The sequence below is a fragment of the Halohasta salina genome (assembly GCF_024178165.1).
In the GTDB taxonomy this organism is placed as follows: Archaea; Halobacteriota; Halobacteria; order Halobacteriales; family Haloferacaceae; genus Halohasta; species Halohasta salina.
In genome coordinates, this window is record NZ_JAMZIE010000002.1 from 133,169 (window position 1) to 149,201 (window position 16,033).

A 16,033-nucleotide genomic window follows, 5' to 3' on the forward strand; every position below is an offset into this window, starting at 1 on the left:
TTCTCCTCGGGCGACTCGGTTCGCAGGGATTTTTCGCCGTCGACCCCGTGGAGGCCGGTATGGACCCGATCTGCGTCACCGACTCGGCCGACGTGTTCACCTGTAACGCCTACCTCCTCGACGGCGAGGTGACAACCCTCGTCGACGCCGGCGCGATGGCTGGCGTCGAGGACGTCGTCGCCGACCACGTCGACACAGTGGACCGCGTCGTCCTCACTCACCAGCACGGCGACCATGTGGCCGAACTCGACGCCGTGTTGTCGGCGTTCGACGCCGACTGCTATGCCTACGACGACCACCCTCACCGGACCCACAGCCTCGACGACGGCGACCGAGTCGAGATGGGCGACGAAACCTTCGAGGCCGTCTACACGCCGGGCCACGCGACCGATCACCTCTCGTTTGTCGGCGAATCGATGCTGTTCAGCGGCGACGTGGTCGTCTACAACGACGGGGCATTCGACGACGGGAGTTTCGGCCGGACCGACCGGCCCGGCCAGTCCCGCGAGCGACTCATCGAGAGTCTGGAAACGCTGCTGGATCGACTTCCCGACTCGGTGACGGCGATGTACGCAGGCCACGGCGATCCGTTCCATGCCGACGGCGAGAGCGTCCGGACGGTCATCGAGCGCGCGCTCGAACGGGCCGAGCGTCGCGAGCCGAAATATCCCGAGTAGTGACCATCTACGAGCCGTAGTCGGCAACTAACTACAGTCCGTGATTCGGGGAGTTTCGAAACCGAGCTCGCGAACCGTGGCTGTTGGTCGGTCGATGGCCGAGTTGTCGGTAAGAAAGGATCGGTGAGCGATCAGGCTGCGCGTCGCTCTTTGGCCTTCGGGCGGAGTCGGTCGTAGCCGCACTTCCGGCAGCGGTTGGCCCGCGGTGAGTTGCGAGCGTTACAGCGCATGCAGATCTGTTTGTTGAGGGTTCGCTCGGTCGCGTTCTCGTTGCTTGGCATACGGCTCTATCGTCGACGTCGCTGTTTAAGCGTTCCGAGACTTCCCGGCCTCACGCGCCGGCTTCTTCGAGGGCGGCTTCGAGGTCCTCGCGCTGGGTGACGCCGACGAAGCGGTCGACGATGCCGTCGTCGTTCTCGACGACCAGCGTCGGCAGCGACCGAACCTGATACTGGTTGGCGACGTCCTGTTCTTCATCGACGTCGACTTTGGCGAACTCGACGTCCTCGTAGTCGGCTTCGAGCTCTTCGAGGATCGGGTCCTGTGTCTTACACGGGCCACACCAGTCGGCGTAAAAATCTGTGAGTCGAACCGTCATTTGTGTTCCCGCCCTCGTTTTGCCGAGGGTGGCGCATAAGCGTTTCCAAGCGCGCAGTCGGAAGCCGAAACCCTTAGGAGACCAACGTGCAGTAGTTCGACTATGAGCTCAGGCGACAATTCCGGCGGGCTGATGTCCAGTGCCGGGCTGGTCCGGTACTTCGACTCCGAAGACCGGAACGCGATCCGTATCAATCCGAAAACCGTCATCGCGTTCTGTTTGCTGTTCGGCCTGCTCGTCCAGATCCTCACCATTTCGGTGGCGTGATCCCGCGAACGCGGTCTTTTTCCCCACCGCCTTCGGTCGACTAACCATGATAGCTGGCGTCATCGCCGTTCAGGGCGACGTGAGCGAACACGCCGCCGCGATCCGACGGGCTGCGGCCGCACACGATGCCGACTGCGAGGTGCGGGAGATCCGAACCAGCGGCATCGTTCCCGACTGCGACGTACTGCTCATGCCGGGCGGGGAGTCGACCACGATTTCCCGCCTGTTGGCCGACGAGGGGATCGACGACGAGATTCGGGCCCACGTCGAGGCCGGCAACCCGATCTTGGCCACCTGTGCGGGGCTGATCGTCGCCGCCCGCGACGCGAAGGACGACCGCGTCTCGACGCTGGGACTGCTCGATGTGACGGTCGACCGCAACGCCTTCGGTCGACAGAAGGACAGCTTCGAGGCCCCCCTCGACATCGAGGGCCTCGACGAGCCGTTCCCGGCAGTCTTCATCCGCGCGCCGCTGATCGACACGGTCGGCGACGACGTCGAGGTGCTGGCCGACTGGGAGGGCAACCCCGTCGGCGTCCGGCAGGGACCGGTCGTCGCCTCCTCGTTCCATCCGGAGCTTACCCCTGACACGCGGCTCCACCAGCTGGCGTTTTTCGACGAGACGGAAGCCGTCGTGCCCACGGAGGTCGACGGATGAGCGACACCGAAGAACAACTGGACAGCGAGGTGCTCGATGAGCTGTTTGCGACGATCAAACAGCGGCAGGCCGAGCTACCCGAGGACTCCTATACGGCCTCGTTGTTCACCCACGAGAAAGGTGAAAACGAAGTCCTCGAAAAACTGGGCGAGGAGTCGACCGAACTCATTCTGGCGGCCAAAGACGACGATCTCGACGAACTACAGTACGAGTCGGCCGATTTCGTCTACCACTTGCTCGTGTTGTTCGCGATGAAGGGGTTGGACGTCGACGATCTGCGGGCCGAACTCGAATCGCGGTTCTGAGGCTGTCGGCGTGTTCCGACCACTTCGTTAGTCATCGCCTTCGGTGTCGTCCGACCGGAGCCAGTGATAGAGTTCCGCGGACAGTTCGGCCACCACCCCGAGACCTTTGAAAATCCCAATGAGGAGATCGTCGATCATTAGCTACACGCTGTGTAGATCGTCCACATATATCTATTGGTGACTGAAACACGGCACAGACGGCCACTACCGGGAGTATCCGACGCCCGGATCGTGGTGGCTGGATCCTCTCGACGCCGACGCCCTTTTCAAACCAGTCGACCAAACGCGGCCAATGGATGCCGTTACGCTCGGTCCCGCCGGGACCTACTCACACCGTGCCGCCAGCGCTGTCGCCGACGACGTCTCGTTTCGTGAGTCGGTGACCGCCATTATCGAAGCGGTCGACGACGGCAGCTTCGAACGGGGCGTCGTCCCCATCGAAAACAGTATCGAGGGCAGCGTCACCGAGACGCTCGATGCACTCGCCGACCGGGAGGTCGCCGTCGTTAGCGAGATCATAACGCCGATTAGACACGCCCTACTCGCCCAGTCCGACGAGTTCGAAACGGTCGCTAGCCACTCCCAAGCGTTGGCCCAGTGTCGGAGTTACCTCGAAACGAACTATCCGGGGGCCAATCAGGAGGCCGTCGCCAGCACTGCCCGCGGTGTCGAACGCGCCCGCGAGGACCCTTCGATCGCGGCGATCGGCCACCCCTCGAACGCGACCAACGGCACCGAACTGGAGATCCTCGCTGAAGACATTCAGGATCAAGACTCCAACGCGACGCGATTCTTCCTTCTTGCGCCCGCCGCCGAGCGATCCGACGCTGGCGGCAAGACGACGCTGATCGTCTACCCGAACGTCAACTATCCCGGGCTGCTGTTGGAACTGCTGGAGGCCTTCGCCGACCGCAACATCAACCTCTCGCGGGTCGAATCCCGGCCCAGTGGCAACCGCCTCGGCGACTACCTGTTCCACTTCGATATCGAGGCCGGCGTCTACGAGAGCCGCGTCCAGGAGGCGATCGCCGAGATCGAGACGATCGTCGACGACGGCTGGATCCGGAATCTTGGATCCTACGACACGAAACACGTGCTGTACTGATTCTCGGGGGCCGCGGACAGTCCGGTCGTTCCTGTTGGGTTCGTGTCGACAATATTCATGTCTCTCAACGCCCAATTTGTAGGTATGGCTGGACGACCCAACCCGTTCCGCGAACTCGACGAACTGATCGAACGAATGAACCGCCAGTTCGGCGAGCTGAGTGGCGGCTTCGAGGCCGAGAGCATGCTCTCGGACGTGAGCGTCGACGTCGCCGATCAGGGCGATCAGCTGGTCGTCACCGCCGACCTTCCCGGCTTCTCCGGGGACGATATCGACCTCCGTGTCGACCGGGAGAGCCTCACGCTCAGCGCCGAGTACGAGGCCGAAGAGAGCGAAGACACCGGCCAGTTCCACCGCCAAGAACGGCGGCGGGAGTCGGTGCACCGACAGCTCCCGCTGCCCGAGGCGGTCGAGGCCGAAAACGCCTCGGCTAGCTACAACAACGGAGTACTGACAGTGGAGCTCCCGAAGCTCGACCCCGAGGCGTCGAGTGGCTACCGGATCGACGTCGAATAGCGACGCCCCCGTATTTTTCCCCGCGGCGAGTAGCTAGCATGGCTCCATCTCCCTTTAAGCCATCAGCGAGCATATATGTTGGCTGGTGAAACACACGATGAAACGCGCACTCACACCGTTCGATGGATTCGACCAGTTCTTCGGCCAGTTCGGCCGCGGCTTCGAGCCGATGACTACCAACGACGGAACGGGAATGGCCGTCGACGTCGCCAACAACGACGACGAGTTCGTCCTGACGGCCGATCTGCCGGGGTTCGATCGCGAGGCGATCGAGCTCAGGATCGACGACGCGGTGGTGACGATCAGCGCCGAACGTCACAACGAAACCGACGGGACGAACGCGGAGTACCTCCACCGCGAACGCCGCACCGAGTCGGTCCAGCGGCAGCTTCGGCTCCCGGAGGCAGTCGACGACGAGGGCGCGACGGCGACCTACCACAACGGCGTGCTCACCGTGACGGTCCCCAAAGCGTCGACCGACGTGGTCGACGACGGCCGACGGATCGAGATCGAATAACCCGCCGGCCGGTTGGCCGCGGCTACGGCCGCTGTCGGTAGCGGATCGTCCGCGAGCCGCGGAACATCGGGCCCGTACCTGCGGTTTCGAATCCCGCGGCCTCGACGGCCGCCTTCTTGTCGGTCGCCTCGGTTTCGACCAGTACCTCGACGTCCATGTTCTCGCTGGCCGCAAACCGGACGGGCTCGCCCAGCAGGCGCTCGCAGGCGGCTTCGGTGCCGCCGAACTGCGTGACATGTACTGTTCGATCGTGGGCATCGAAGCTGACGAACCCCAAGAGTTCGGTGTCGTCGGCCTCGGTGTCGACGTTCGGATCGCGGTTTCCCTGCTGGCGTTCGGCGACGCGGACGCTCCGGTCGTGGACCAGATTCCGGACGACGTCCGCCGGTGCATCCGCCAGCGCCGCGATCGCCTCGGCGTCGTCTTCGACCGCATCCCGCACGTGCATACCGCCCCTACCATCGCTGCCCGCATAAATCAGGGGGCCGAAGCGAGATTGAAGGCTTTATTTGGGAGCCACCGAACCGTAGCGTATGAGCAAAGCTACCAAGATCGTGGTGGGAACGGTCGGCCTCTCGGCGCTGCTGGCGGTCGGTATCATCCTCTCGTACGTGGGCGCCTGATGTTCAGCGAGCGATCGCTGTCGCCGCCGCTCGCAGCGGCCCGGACAGCGTACGCTCCGGAGTCGACGGTGCTCGATGTCGCACAGGATTTCGAGACGCTACCCCCGGCGGTCGCCGAGGACCTCGGGCTGTTCGCCGACGCGCTCGATCCGGCAAGCTATCCGGTCGACTGGCTGCCGGCCGATGCGCCGACGGCACTCCAACGGTATGCGGGCCCGACATTCACGATCGGCATGCCCGGCGACGGCACGGTCGTCTGGACCGCCCAGACCGAGCCGCCGACGGTGCTGTTGAAAAAGCGTGCCGACGGGACGCCCGAGACGTTTCTCGACTTCCTCGTCGCCGAAGCGTTCGTCCGGATCGACTCCGGGGTTCCCGAGCATTTCGTGCCGTTTTTCGGCTCACAGTACACCGAGCTGGCCGACGCGACCGGACTCGGACCCGCCGACGTCTACCAGATCGCCGCCGCGCTGTTCGACGGCTGGGTCGGCCTCCAGACCCGCAAGGTGTTCCGGTCGTGGGCCGAGGATCCCGAGTTCGAACCGCTGTACGAGGCGTGGGTCGACGCCGGCGAGCGGCTCGAACCGCGGCTCGACGAACTCTCGGCGTCGGTCGCCCGCGGCGAGATGACGTTCCCCGAGGCCACCGAGTACGCCTGTTCGGCGATCAAACACGATCTGGACCTCCCGACGCCGTTCGGCGCGCTTGATACCGATGCCTTCCGGGAGTACGGGGCCGACTACGCGATTCAGTGGGCCGATAAAACCGTCGCGGCACTCGCCGAGTAGGCAGTCTCTACCAGCCAGTAGCCGCTACCTACTGGAAGTCGACGCTCACGCTGCCGTCGTCGCCGAGGTCGACGACGCCGTCGAACAGTTCGGTGAACTCGTCGAGGGTCGACTGATCGTGGACCTCCTTCGAGAGGTGGAAGATACCGACCGCGTCGTGGTCGGCCAGCAGTTCGAGCAGTTGTTTGGTCGCCTCGTAGACGCCTTCGTCGTCGGCGTAGTAGATCATCTCGGTCAGGGAGTCGACGCTGACCCGTACCTTGCCGTCGTGACTCGACAGGAACTCACGGGTCTTCTCGACGATGCCATCGAGGTCGTCCGGCGAGGAGACGTAGTGGACGTCGTCGGCCCCGCGACGGGAGTAGCCCCGCTCGACCGACAGCGTATCGAGGATCACGGCCCGATCTTCGTCGACGTCGTAGTGTTCGAGCTTCTGTTCGACCTCGCGGGCCGTGGTGCGTGTCGAAACGACGAGGAAGTGGTCGGTGTCGGTCTTCAGGAAGTCGGTGTCGATCCGGTCGGTCTCGCCGATACTTGGATGGAGCAACAGCAGCCCCGTCCCGCTCGCAATGGTGTCGGGTGCGTTTTCGATCGCTAGCGTGTAGTCCATATCCATATCTGCGACTGGGTGAACTTAATCATACAGGCCTTCGGTTTGCCCGTCGTCCGCCAGCCACCTTTTTATTCGTCCCATACCCACGTCGAGACGGATGTACGGACAGGATACGGCCAAAGACGTCTACAGAGACGCCCTGCCCGTGATTATCGTCAGTCTCGTCGCCGGACTGTTCGCGGGAACGATACTTGGCAGCGAGACGATGCGCGAGGGAATCGAGAGTGTTCCCGGACTCCTGTTGTTGCTGCCCGCCTTTCTGGCCACCCGTGGCGGCGTCTACGGATCGCTTGGCGCACGGATCTCCAGCGGTCTCCATCAGGGGATCATCGAACCCCGGTTCGAACTTGACGAGCGGCTTTCGAACGCCATCATCGCCTCGTTTATCAACGGAATGACCGTCTCGGTGTTCATCGCTGTCGTCACCTTCGGCGTGCTGACCGCGACCGGTCAGTCGGGGAGCCTCCCCCGGCTGGTCGGCATCATGATCGTCGCCGGCTTCCTGAGTGCCGTGCTCATGTTGTCGGTGCTCGTCTCGGTGATCATCCTCGGCTACCGCCGCGGGCTCGACCCCGACAACATCATCGGACCGGTCGTGACCACTCTCGGTGATGTCTTCGGCGTGCTGTTCCTGCTGGTCGGCGTCTACGTGACGGGGGCGGTGCTGTGAGCACCGGCGGCGACGTCGACGGCGAGTGGGCGATCCGGAGCATGGTCCGGACGATGGTGCCGTTGTTGGCCGGACTGTCGTTGCTCCAGATGGCTTCCGGCTCGGTGCTGGAGTCCTTCGAGGCGACGCTCGTGACCCAACCCTCGCTGCTCGTCCTCGTCCCGGTTCAGATCGGGACCGCGGGCAACCTCGCGTCGATCATGTGTTCGCGGCTGTCGACACAGCTCCACCTCGGGACGTTCGAACTCTCGCCGTCGAATCCGGCGATCAGGGCCAACACCGGCGCGGTCTTCGGGCTGGCGGCGACCGTCTTCGGCGTCGTCGGGGTCGCCGCGTGGGCGATCGGTCGGGTGCTCGGCGGTTCGTTAACTCTCATCGAGGTACTGACGATCTCGCTTGTTAGCGGGATGCTGTTGGCGCTGGTGGTGGTCGTGCTAAGCGTCGTCTCGGTGACCGCCTCCTACCGGCTGGGGTACAACCCCGACGACACGACGATCCCGGTGGTCACCAACCTCTGTGACATCACCGGTGTTCTCATCCTGTTCGGTGTCGTCGTAGTCGTCCTCTAACCGTCTGTAGCCGGTGGCTACTCCCGATCCAATCGTGCGGAGCCCGCGCAGTTCCCCGTAACAGTTTGGAGGATCGACGCCGAACCGTCGGTATGGCAGCGTCAACACCGCAGTTAGAACTCCACAACCTCCAAGGCTGTCCGTACTGCAAGAAGGTCCGCCGCGCACTCGCCGATCTGGAACTCGAATACGAAACCCACTCGGTCCCGCAATCGCGGAGCGAGCGCACCGCGGTCTACGAGGCCAGCGGTCAGTACGGCGTGCCGGTACTGGTCGACCACGCCAACGGTATCGAGGGGATGGCCGAAAGCGACGATATCGTCGACTACCTTTACGCGGAGTACGGCGATGGCGAAACTCCTCCGCCGTCGGGCATTGTTGGGCGGCTGCTGTACCGATTCTTTTGACGGTAGTCACCGATTACTTACAAGACGCTGTCGGCGGTGGCCGCGCCGACGACGCTGAACACCGAGCCGACGCTAATCGCTTTGAACGTGGTTTCGGCGAGTTCGCGTGTCGACAGGCCGTTGTCGCCGAGGAACGTGGCGGGGGCGTCGAACACGAGCGCCAGAATCGCCACCGAGCCAAAGGAGACAACCATCAGGGAAATGAACCGGATCGGGATACCGACGACCTGCTGTTCGCTGTCCGGATCACGCTTGGTGTCGGCCTGATACAGCGCCGCGTAGCCGATCAAGCCGACGATCGTTACCGTGAGGACGGCCTGTAGATTGCTCATGCTGCCCGCCAGCACCCAGACCTCCTCGGTGACCACGAACGGCCCGGCCAGCAGAAAGCCGCCGACTACTTGTTGGGCGGAGTCGGCGATCCTGAATGTCGGCCGTCGGAGCCTCATTCGTGGTCGTGGTCGCATACACCGGCCGAAGTCAGCGGACTCATATAAATGATGAGGCTGCGCCCCGCGCGGTCGGTCCGTAGAGCAACCGATTTAGCGATTCGTCGACCACACCCCGTATGAGCGTACGCGAGGAGTTCGACAGTTGGGCCGCAAGCGGCCGCGACAAGGGGATGGAAGACCGCCACTGGCACACCGCCAAACACGCACTCGCGCGGATGCCGGTCGAAGCGGGCGAGACCGTCCTCGATCTCGGCTGTGGCAGCGGTTACGCGCTCCGGGCGCTGCGAGAGACGGCGGATATCGGCCACGGGGTGGGCCTCGACGGCTCCCCGGAGATGGCCCGCAACGCGGCGGGTTACACCGACGACGAGGCGGTCGACTTCCTCGTCGGCGACTTCGATTCGCTGCCCGTTGCCACCGACAGCGTCGACCACGTCTTCTCGATGGAGGCCTTCTACTACGCGCCGGACCCCGCCCACACCCTCGAAGAACTCCGGCGGATCGTCCGGCCCGGCGGGACGTTCTACTGTGCGGTCAACTACTACGAGGAAAACGAGGCCAGCCACGCGTGGCAGGAGGACATCTCCATCGAGATGACTCGCTGGGACCGCGGGCAGTACCGCGCGGCGTTCCGCGAGGCGGGGTTCCACGTCGCCGAACAGGAGACGATCCCCGACCGCGAAATCGAGATCCCGCCCGTGGATGCGTTCCCGACAGACGACTGGGAGACGCGTGAGGCGATGGTCGACCGGTATCGGACGTGGGGAACGCTGTTGACCGTCGGTGTCGTCCCCTAACTCGGCTCCAATTCGGAGCAATTGGGCCTAATTCGGCGCGAGAAACTCACTATTTTAGGAGTGTCTGGCGACTGGATAGGAACGCAATGACTGACCAGTCACCCACCGATCGAACCAGCGGAGACACAGGAATGGTAAACCGACGACACCTCCTCGGCGTTGGTGCCGGTGTCGGCGTCACGCTGCTGGCGGGCTGTGCGAACCAAAGCGACAGCGGGACCAGCGGTGACGATGGCACGACCGATGGATCGTCCGACAGCGAGACGTCGACGGGTACGTTCCGGCTACTTATCAGCGACCAGCCGGTCGCGATCGACGACTTCGACTCGCTGAACGTCTCCTTCGACAGGGCGCGGGTCTTCCGCGGCGAAGCGGACGAAGACGAGGCGGACGACTCGACGAACGAAAGCGAGGAGACCAACGAGACGGACCCCAACGAAACCGAGACCAACGGGACAAACGAAACCCGAACGAACGAAACGGAGACGGACGACTCCGAGACCGAAACGATGGACGACGAGTCGGACGACGACGACGAGGAGGAAGAGTCCGACGACGGAGCCAGCGGCTTCTCGATCATCGATCTCGATGGCGCGACCGTCGACCTCACGCAGGTCGTCGGCGACAAAGCCATCGGCGTCTTCGAGGGCGAACTCGAAGCAGGCCAGTACTCGAAGATCGAACTCTACGCCAGCGACGTCGAGGGCATCGTCGACGGCGAGACGGCCGAGGTCAAGATTCCCAGCGGGAAGCTCCAGATCGTCAAACCGTTCGAGATCGTCCCCGACGAACCGGTGAGCTTCGTCTTCGACATCAACGTCGTCAAGAAGGGCAACAACGGCTACAACCTCCTGCCGGTGATCTCCGAGAGCGGCGTGGCAGGCAAAGACGTCGACGTCGAGGAAGTCGACGAGGACGACAGCGACGACGCCGATGAGAGTGCCGACGCTGGAAACGAAACCGACGCCGACGAGTCCGGCGACAGCGAGGGCGATATGACCGACGGCAGCGACTCCAACAGTACCGACACTGGCGGTAACGAAACGGACGAAAGCGGCCAGTAGACCCTACGCATCCGGCTCGCCGACCGACTCCGACTCGGGGTTCGAACTTGAGGCCGTGTTGGGTGGTGAGCTTCGCCGTCTAGTGGCCGGTGACGCCGGCGGCGATCCGGTCGCGTTCCAGCACCGCGACTGACAGGCCGGCGTCGACGAGTTGCTTGGCCGCGGTCAGCCCGACGATGCCGCCGCCACAGACCGCCACGTCGACGGTGATTGGCTCGGTCAGCGGTTCGTATCGCGTTTCGGGGTTGGTCGCCAGCCACAGCGACAGCGGCGTTCCGGGCAGGGACGATTCGTCCGACTGGTCGGTGGGGGAAGACTCGTCGGCCATAGTTGCCCACGCCCGTCCCGTCGACACGGCGAGCACCCACACATCGACACACGACTGCGGGGACGATGCGCATCACGGTTCGGCTGCGGAGCGATTAGCTCTCTCGTCCAGTATCCGAGACTGTCTCTGTGAATGATCTGACAATCAAACCCATCGGATGCCGAACTGTTTTGTGGGCCGGTTGCCCTCATTCCGTATGAGCCGTCGACTCTACGTGCTCGGTGGCGTGTTGGCGGCGGTCGCCACCCTCGCGGCCGTCATCCTCTTCGAGGTGTTGGGAACGGTGTTTCTCGCACTCTCGGTGGCCTACCTGTTGGTGCCCCTGCGCCGGCGGCTGCGCGGCTATGGCTTCTCGCGGCTCACATCAACGCTCGCGGTAACCGCAACCGCCGTAGGTGGTGTCCTCGCCCTGTTCGGGCCGCTGGGGTATCTCCTGATCGTCCGGTTTTCAGAGGTGAGAGCGGTCATCCGTGGCCTGCCCGAATCGATCCCGCTAGGTGTTGGGGGCCTCACTTACGAACTGGTCGTCTCGGATGCCATCACGGTTATCAGTCGGGAGCTGACCGCTCTGGCGGGGTCGATCGCCGCGTCGCTGCCCGTCCTGTTGATCAAGCTCACGCTGTTCGTGTTGTTGGTGTTCTCGCTGCTCCACAACCAGCAGGATATCCGTTCCAACGTGCTGACGGTGGTGCCACCGAACTACCGCGATATCGCGGAGGCGCTCCATACGCGGGCCCGGGAGACGCTGTTTGCCCTCTACGTGTTACAGGCGGCGACCGCGGTCGGGACGTTCCTGATCGCGCTGCCGGTCTTCGTCCTGTTCGGATACAGTTCGCCGATCGTCCTCGCAACGACCGCCGGCATCCTCCAGTTCGTGCCGATCGCCGGCCCGAGTCTGTTGATCGTCGTGCTCGTCGGCGGTCGACTCGTCGCCGGCGACGTCGCTGGCGCGCTGGCGGTCGGGTTGATCGCCGGCGGGCTCATCGCGTGGCTGCCCGACCTGCTGATCCGCCCCCGGCTCGCCAGCCGGACGGCCGATCTCTCGGGGAGCCTCTACTTCATCGGCTTCGTCGGCGGCCTACTGAGTCTCGGCGCGATCGGCATCATCGTCGGCCCGCTGGTGGTCGCTCTGTTGGTCGAGGCCGCCAGTCTCGTCTCCCGGGAGTTCGAGCCCACCAGCCAGACGCCGGTCGGCGACGACGAGCCGGGCGTCCCTCCGGAGGGAGCCGAACCGACCGACGCCACCACGTCGACCGGCACCCCCGAGACCGACTGACACCCCCGAGACCGACTGACGCCGTCTCAGCCCAACACGACCCCGGCAATCGGCGGCGTCAGGAACGCCTCGACGAACGCGGCGACGACGAGAACGATCGCCAACCCCAGCAGCACGCGGTAGGCCAATCGGAGCCCCGCGGCGAGTTCCGCCGAGGTCCGGTTACCGCGGAGGACGCCCGCCACGAGCACTGTGAGGTGGAAACCGAGCCCGCCGGCGACGACGATCGCCGGCAGTTCGATCACGCCGTGGGGGGCGACCAGCGCAGCGAACACGAGCGGGTCGACGACCCCCGCGAGCGCGCCGACGATGAAGCCGTTGAGCAGCATGTCGGCGGCCGTCGGGAGCCCGAGGACGACCCCGCCGTAGGCGGCGGTCGCCGAGACAAGCCAGTTGTTGGCCGCGATGGTCACGAAGACGCCGGCCGGGAACGTTCCGAACACCGCGCCGGGATCGCTGCTGGCCGGAAGGTCGACGGCATAGGCGGCGGTGAGCCGCCAGCCGCCGGCGACCGCGAGCCCGAAGAGGGTCGTCGCTGCCAGAATCGGTCCCGGGTGGTGGCGGACGAAGCCGCCGACCGCCGCCAACCCCTCACGGAACGCCGTGACGATCCGGCGTCGGTAGGGCGGACGGGCTGTCGAGTCGACCGGGGTGCCGCCGTCGGCTTCCGCGGCATCGATCGCCGCGATCCGGCCCTCGGCTGCGGCGGCCGGCTCGAAGGACCGCTCGGCGTACAGTGCGGTCTTGAACGCATCGAAAAACGGGATTGCGGCGAGCGGACCGACGATCCCCGAAAGCTGCGAGACGCCGAGCGCGCCGGAGATGCCACCGAACACACTTAGCCCACCGAAAACGCCGAGGGCGACCAGTAGATAGGCGAGAAACGGCACTGGTCGCCGGAAGGGGAAGCCGACGCTCCGCCGGAGAGCGCCCCCGAAACCAACCCCGTCGACGACGACCGACTGACCGGCGAACGCGAGCGCCGCCAGCCCGACGAAGACGATCACGGCCGAGAGGAGTCCACCGACGAGCGTCGCCGCGATGCCGGCGGTCGTCGAGACCGCAAACAGGCTCGCCCCGAGCGCCACGGGGACCACTCCGACGAGGATCACCCCGAATTTAGCGAGGCCGAGCCCGACGAACGGTTTCCAGTCTTGGCCGACGCCGACGACGGCGTCGGCGACCCCATCGCCGCGATAGAGACAGCCGTAGATCCCGTTGATCGCCGCGGCACTGCCGACGCCATTGGCGACGAGGCCGACCAGCAGCGACGCCACCCCCGCCGCGACGATCACGACGACCACCTCCGGCGTGACGAGATCCGCGGCGGCGGCTTCGAGTTCGGGCGGGATCGCTTCCGGGGTGGGTTCCTGTTGGTCCAGCGATTCGAGGTCGACGGCTTCCAGTGCATCGAGCAGTGCCTGCAGCCGGCCGTCGGCCGCCAGGAGGGCGATAACGGCTCCGATGCCGGCGAGGATCGGCACCCGTGTCGCCGCGTTGAGACCGACGACGAGCAGATAGACGGGCACCACGCTCGCCGGCCGGTCGACGAGGACGCGGACGGCGGACTGGAGCGAGGTTCCTACGGTCACGGTCGACCGGTCGTGTTGCTGGGTAGTAATTTCACGGGGTTCGGTTCGCAGTCGGCAACCCCACCGTCGCGGTAAAGTATGGCGGTCCCTAACGTCCGCTAATGAGCGACACGCAGTCGGGACCCCTCCAGCCGGACCGCCCCGGCGAAGATCGCCCGTTCGTGGTCGACGCGCCTTTCGAGCCAGCGGGCGATCAGCCCGAGGCTATCGAGCAGTTAGTCGACGGCTACCGACAGGGGATGGATGAACAGACGCTGCTCGGCGTGACCGGTTCCGGGAAGACGAACACGGTGTCGTGGGTCGTCGAGGAGATCGAACAGCCGACGCTTGTGTTGGCCCACAACAAGACGCTCGCCGCGCAGCTATACGAGGAGTTCCGCAACCTGTTTCCCGACAACGCGGTCGAATACTTCGTCTCCTACTACGACTACTACCAGCCCGAAGCCTACGTCGAACAGACCGACACTTATATCGACAAGGATATGTCGATCAACGAGGAGATCGAGCGACTGCGGCACTCGGCGACGCGGTCACTACTGACGCGGGACGACGTCATCGTCGTCGCCTCGGTGTCAGCCATCTACGGGCTGGGTGATCCGGGCGTCTATCGGGATATGGCCCTCGAACTAAGCGTCGACCAGCAGCTCGACCGCGACGAACTGCTCGCGCGGCTCGTAGACCTCAACTACGAGCGCAACGACGTCGACTTCTCGCAGGGCACCTTCCGGGTGCGGGGCGATACGGTCGAGATCTTCCCGATGTACGGTCGGTACGCCGTCCGCGTGGAGTTCTGGGGCGACGAGATCGACCGCCTCCTGAAAGTCGACACCCTCGCCGGCGAGGTGAAGTCGACCGAACCAGCCGCACTGATTCACCCGGCCGAACACTACTCGATCCCCGACAACACCCTCGAACAGGCGATCGCGGAGATCGAGGGGCTGATGGACGAACGGATCAGCTACTTCGAACGACAGGGCGATCTGGTGGCCGCCCAGCGGATCGAGGAGCGGACCACCTTCGATATCGAGATGCTCCAGGAGACGGGCCACTGTTCGGGGATCGAGAACTACTCGGTCCACCTCTCGGACCGCGAGTCGGGCGAGGCTCCCTACACCCTCCTTGATTATTTCCCGGATAACTTCCTGTGTGTGGTCGACGAGTCTCACGTCACCCTCCCACAGATCAAGGGGCAGTTCGCGGGCGACAAATCCCGGAAGGATTCGCTGGTCGAAAACGGGTTCCGGCTCCCGACTGCGTACGATAACCGCCCCCTGACCTTCGAGGAGTTCGAGGAGAAGACCGATCGGCTGCTGTACGTGAGTGCGACCCCCGGCGACTACGAGCTAGAGAACTCCGGGCAGGTCGTCGAGCAGATCGTTCGGCCGACCCATCTGGTCGACCCCAAGGTCGAAACGGTCCCGGCGACGGGGCAGGTCGAGGACTTGCTGGATCGCATCGACCAGCGTATCGAGCGCGACGAGCGGACGCTGGTGACGACGCTCACCAAACGAATGGCCGAGGATCTCACCGAGTACTTCGACGAGGCCGGGGTCGACGTCGCCTACATGCACGACGAGACCGACACCCTCGAACGACACGAACTGATCCGAAGCCTGCGACTCGGCGAGATCGACGTGCTCGTGGGGATCAATCTTCTGCGGGAGGGGCTGGACATCCCGGAGGTCTCGCTCGTGGCGATCCTCGATGCCGACCAGCAGGGGTTCTTGCGCTCGGAGACGACGCTCGTCCAGACGATGGGTCGGGCCGCCCGCAACGTCAACGGCGAGGTAATCCTGTATGCCGACGAGACGACCGACGCGATGGAAGCGGCTATCGAGGAAACCCAGCGCCGTCGACGCATCCAACAGGAGTTCAATGCCGACCACGGCAACGATCCGACGACGATCGACAAACCGGTGAGCGAGACGAACCTGCCGGGATCGAAGACCGATACGAGCGGGCTGTCTACCGACGCGCCGTCGACCGACGACGAGGCCCAAGCACAGATCGAACGGCTCGAAGAGCGCATGCAGGAGGCCGCCACCAACCTCGAGTTCGAACTCGCCGCCGACATCCGCGACCGGATCAGGGAAATCCGACAGTCCTTCGACGTCGACGGCGGGGATCTGGGCGTCGAACCCGAGACCGAACCGGAGTTCTAAGCCGGTCCCAGCGACCGGTAACAGCGGAAACGTCTTTGTCGGAGCACGA

The 16,033-nt window shown here is 64.6% G+C and carries 23 protein-coding genes; 16 read left to right on the top strand and 7 right to left on the bottom strand.

Annotated elements, in window-relative coordinates; genetic code table 11:
• Nucleotides 1-59 precede the first annotated feature (59 nt).
• On the top strand, nt 60-677 hold the full coding sequence (locus tag NKJ34_RS04650; RefSeq protein WP_253737111.1) for an MBL fold metallo-hydrolase: 618 nt from the start codon (nt 60-62) through the stop codon (nt 675-677).
• Nucleotides 678-808: 131 nt separating this feature from the next.
• On the opposite strand, the gene NKJ34_RS04655 is transcribed toward NKJ34_RS04650, so the two are convergent.
• Both NKJ34_RS04655 and trxA read right to left on the bottom strand, forming a co-directional pair.
• Nucleotides 809-958: a 50S ribosomal protein L40e gene (locus NKJ34_RS04655; protein WP_253737112.1), complete on the bottom strand. Its 150-nt coding sequence runs from the start codon at nt 956-958 to the stop codon at nt 809-811.
• 50 nt (nt 959-1,008) lie between these two features.
• Nucleotides 1,009-1,275 (bottom strand): thioredoxin, encoded by a 267-nt coding sequence (trxA, locus tag NKJ34_RS04660; protein WP_253737113.1) that lies wholly within the window; start codon nt 1,273-1,275, stop codon nt 1,009-1,011.
• A gap of 102 nt (nt 1,276-1,377) precedes the next feature.
• On the opposite strand from trxA, the gene NKJ34_RS04665 reads away from it, so the two are divergent.
• The 6 genes from NKJ34_RS04665 (at nt 1,378) to NKJ34_RS04690 (ending at nt 4,643) form a co-directional block, all read left to right on the top strand.
• On the top strand, nt 1,378-1,542 hold the full coding sequence (locus tag NKJ34_RS04665) for a preprotein translocase subunit Sec61beta (RefSeq protein ID WP_253737114.1): 165 nt from the start codon (nt 1,378-1,380) through the stop codon (nt 1,540-1,542).
• A gap of 46 nt (nt 1,543-1,588) precedes the next feature.
• A complete protein-coding gene (pdxT, locus tag NKJ34_RS04670; RefSeq protein WP_253737115.1) occupies nt 1,589-2,200 on the top strand; it encodes a pyridoxal 5'-phosphate synthase glutaminase subunit PdxT in 612 nt (203 codons plus the stop codon).
• The gene (hisE, locus tag NKJ34_RS04675) at nt 2,197-2,505 is read left to right on the top strand and encodes a phosphoribosyl-ATP diphosphatase (RefSeq protein ID WP_253737116.1); all 309 of its coding nucleotides are present in this window, start codon (nt 2,197-2,199) and stop codon (nt 2,503-2,505) included. Before pdxT ends, hisE begins: the two co-directional genes overlap by 4 nt.
• Nucleotides 2,506-2,797: 292 nt before the next feature.
• A complete protein-coding gene (pheA, locus tag NKJ34_RS04680; protein ID WP_253737117.1) occupies nt 2,798-3,610 on the top strand; it encodes a prephenate dehydratase in 813 nt (270 codons plus the stop codon).
• 84 nt (nt 3,611-3,694) lie between these two features.
• Nucleotides 3,695-4,126 carry an Hsp20/alpha crystallin family protein gene (locus NKJ34_RS04685; RefSeq protein ID WP_253737118.1) on the top strand — a complete coding sequence of 144 codons (432 nt, stop codon included), beginning with the start codon at nt 3,695-3,697 and terminating at the stop codon, nt 4,124-4,126.
• A gap of 97 nt (nt 4,127-4,223) precedes the next feature.
• The gene (locus NKJ34_RS04690) at nt 4,224-4,643 is read left to right on the top strand and encodes an Hsp20/alpha crystallin family protein (RefSeq protein WP_253737119.1); all 420 of its coding nucleotides are present in this window, start codon (nt 4,224-4,226) and stop codon (nt 4,641-4,643) included.
• Nucleotides 4,644-4,665: 22 nt separating this feature from the next.
• Here the strand turns inward: NKJ34_RS04690 and NKJ34_RS04695 are convergent, their stop codons facing one another.
• Nucleotides 4,666-5,091 (bottom strand): hypothetical protein, encoded by a 426-nt coding sequence (locus NKJ34_RS04695; protein ID WP_253737120.1) that lies wholly within the window; start codon nt 5,089-5,091, stop codon nt 4,666-4,668.
• A gap of 85 nt (nt 5,092-5,176) precedes the next feature.
• Here NKJ34_RS04695 and NKJ34_RS15945 point away from each other — a divergent pair, with 85 nt between their 5' ends.
• Both NKJ34_RS15945 and NKJ34_RS04700 read left to right on the top strand, forming a co-directional pair.
• On the top strand, nt 5,177-5,266 hold the full coding sequence (locus NKJ34_RS15945) for a hypothetical protein (protein WP_425491759.1): 90 nt from the start codon (nt 5,177-5,179) through the stop codon (nt 5,264-5,266).
• Entirely contained in the window at nt 5,266-6,054 is a 789-nt protein-coding gene (locus tag NKJ34_RS04700) for a DUF7089 family protein (protein ID WP_253737121.1), read from the top strand. The genes NKJ34_RS15945 and NKJ34_RS04700 overlap by 1 nt, the downstream gene beginning before the upstream one ends.
• A 28-nt stretch (nt 6,055-6,082) precedes the next feature.
• On the opposite strand, the gene NKJ34_RS04705 is transcribed toward NKJ34_RS04700, so the two are convergent.
• A complete protein-coding gene (locus NKJ34_RS04705; protein ID WP_253737122.1) occupies nt 6,083-6,664 on the bottom strand; it encodes a DUF7090 family protein in 582 nt (193 codons plus the stop codon).
• Between the two features lie 100 nt (nt 6,665-6,764).
• Here NKJ34_RS04705 and NKJ34_RS04710 point away from each other — a divergent pair, with 100 nt between their 5' ends.
• From NKJ34_RS04710 to NKJ34_RS04720, 3 genes are all read left to right on the top strand, one after another.
• Nucleotides 6,765-7,337 carry a magnesium transporter gene (locus NKJ34_RS04710; protein ID WP_253737123.1) on the top strand — a complete coding sequence of 191 codons (573 nt, stop codon included), beginning with the start codon at nt 6,765-6,767 and terminating at the stop codon, nt 7,335-7,337.
• 41 nt (nt 7,338-7,378) lie between these two features.
• Nucleotides 7,379-7,906 carry a magnesium transporter gene (locus NKJ34_RS04715; protein ID WP_253737588.1) on the top strand — a complete coding sequence of 176 codons (528 nt, stop codon included), beginning with the start codon at nt 7,379-7,381 and terminating at the stop codon, nt 7,904-7,906.
• Nucleotides 7,907-7,998: 92 nt separating this feature from the next.
• Nucleotides 7,999-8,313, top strand: coding sequence for a glutathione S-transferase N-terminal domain-containing protein (locus NKJ34_RS04720; protein ID WP_253737124.1), 315 nt, complete (start codon nt 7,999-8,001; stop codon nt 8,311-8,313).
• Nucleotides 8,314-8,330: 17 nt separating this feature from the next.
• Here the strand turns inward: NKJ34_RS04720 and NKJ34_RS04725 are convergent, their stop codons facing one another.
• Nucleotides 8,331-8,762: a DUF2391 domain-containing protein gene (locus NKJ34_RS04725; protein ID WP_425491773.1), complete on the bottom strand. Its 432-nt coding sequence runs from the start codon at nt 8,760-8,762 to the stop codon at nt 8,331-8,333.
• Nucleotides 8,763-8,881: 119 nt separating this feature from the next.
• Here NKJ34_RS04725 and NKJ34_RS04730 point away from each other — a divergent pair, with 119 nt between their 5' ends.
• Nucleotides 8,882-9,562: a class I SAM-dependent methyltransferase gene (locus NKJ34_RS04730; protein WP_253737126.1), complete on the top strand. Its 681-nt coding sequence runs from the start codon at nt 8,882-8,884 to the stop codon at nt 9,560-9,562.
• Nucleotides 9,563-9,693: 131 nt separating this feature from the next.
• Nucleotides 9,694-10,626, top strand: coding sequence for a DUF4382 domain-containing protein (locus NKJ34_RS04735; RefSeq protein WP_253737127.1), 933 nt, complete (start codon nt 9,694-9,696; stop codon nt 10,624-10,626).
• A gap of 79 nt (nt 10,627-10,705) precedes the next feature.
• On the opposite strand, the gene NKJ34_RS04740 is transcribed toward NKJ34_RS04735, so the two are convergent.
• A complete protein-coding gene (locus NKJ34_RS04740) occupies nt 10,706-10,954 on the bottom strand; it encodes an FAD-dependent oxidoreductase (RefSeq protein ID WP_253737128.1) in 249 nt (82 codons plus the stop codon).
• Nucleotides 10,955-11,150: 196 nt separating this feature from the next.
• On the opposite strand from NKJ34_RS04740, the gene NKJ34_RS04745 reads away from it, so the two are divergent.
• Nucleotides 11,151-12,230 (top strand): AI-2E family transporter, encoded by a 1,080-nt coding sequence (locus tag NKJ34_RS04745; RefSeq protein WP_253737129.1) that lies wholly within the window; start codon nt 11,151-11,153, stop codon nt 12,228-12,230.
• Nucleotides 12,231-12,256: 26 nt separating this feature from the next.
• Here NKJ34_RS04745 and NKJ34_RS15870 read toward each other — a convergent pair whose 3' ends face one another.
• Nucleotides 12,257-13,822, bottom strand: a complete 1,566-nt coding sequence (locus NKJ34_RS15870) for a stage II sporulation protein M (RefSeq protein WP_253737130.1) — start codon at nt 13,820-13,822, stop codon at nt 12,257-12,259.
• Nucleotides 13,823-13,923: 101 nt separating this feature from the next.
• Between NKJ34_RS15870 and uvrB the strand changes: the two genes are divergently transcribed.
• Nucleotides 13,924-15,984: an excinuclease ABC subunit UvrB gene (gene uvrB, locus NKJ34_RS04755; RefSeq protein ID WP_253737131.1), complete on the top strand. Its 2,061-nt coding sequence runs from the start codon at nt 13,924-13,926 to the stop codon at nt 15,982-15,984.
• Nucleotides 15,985-16,033 lie beyond the last annotated feature (49 nt).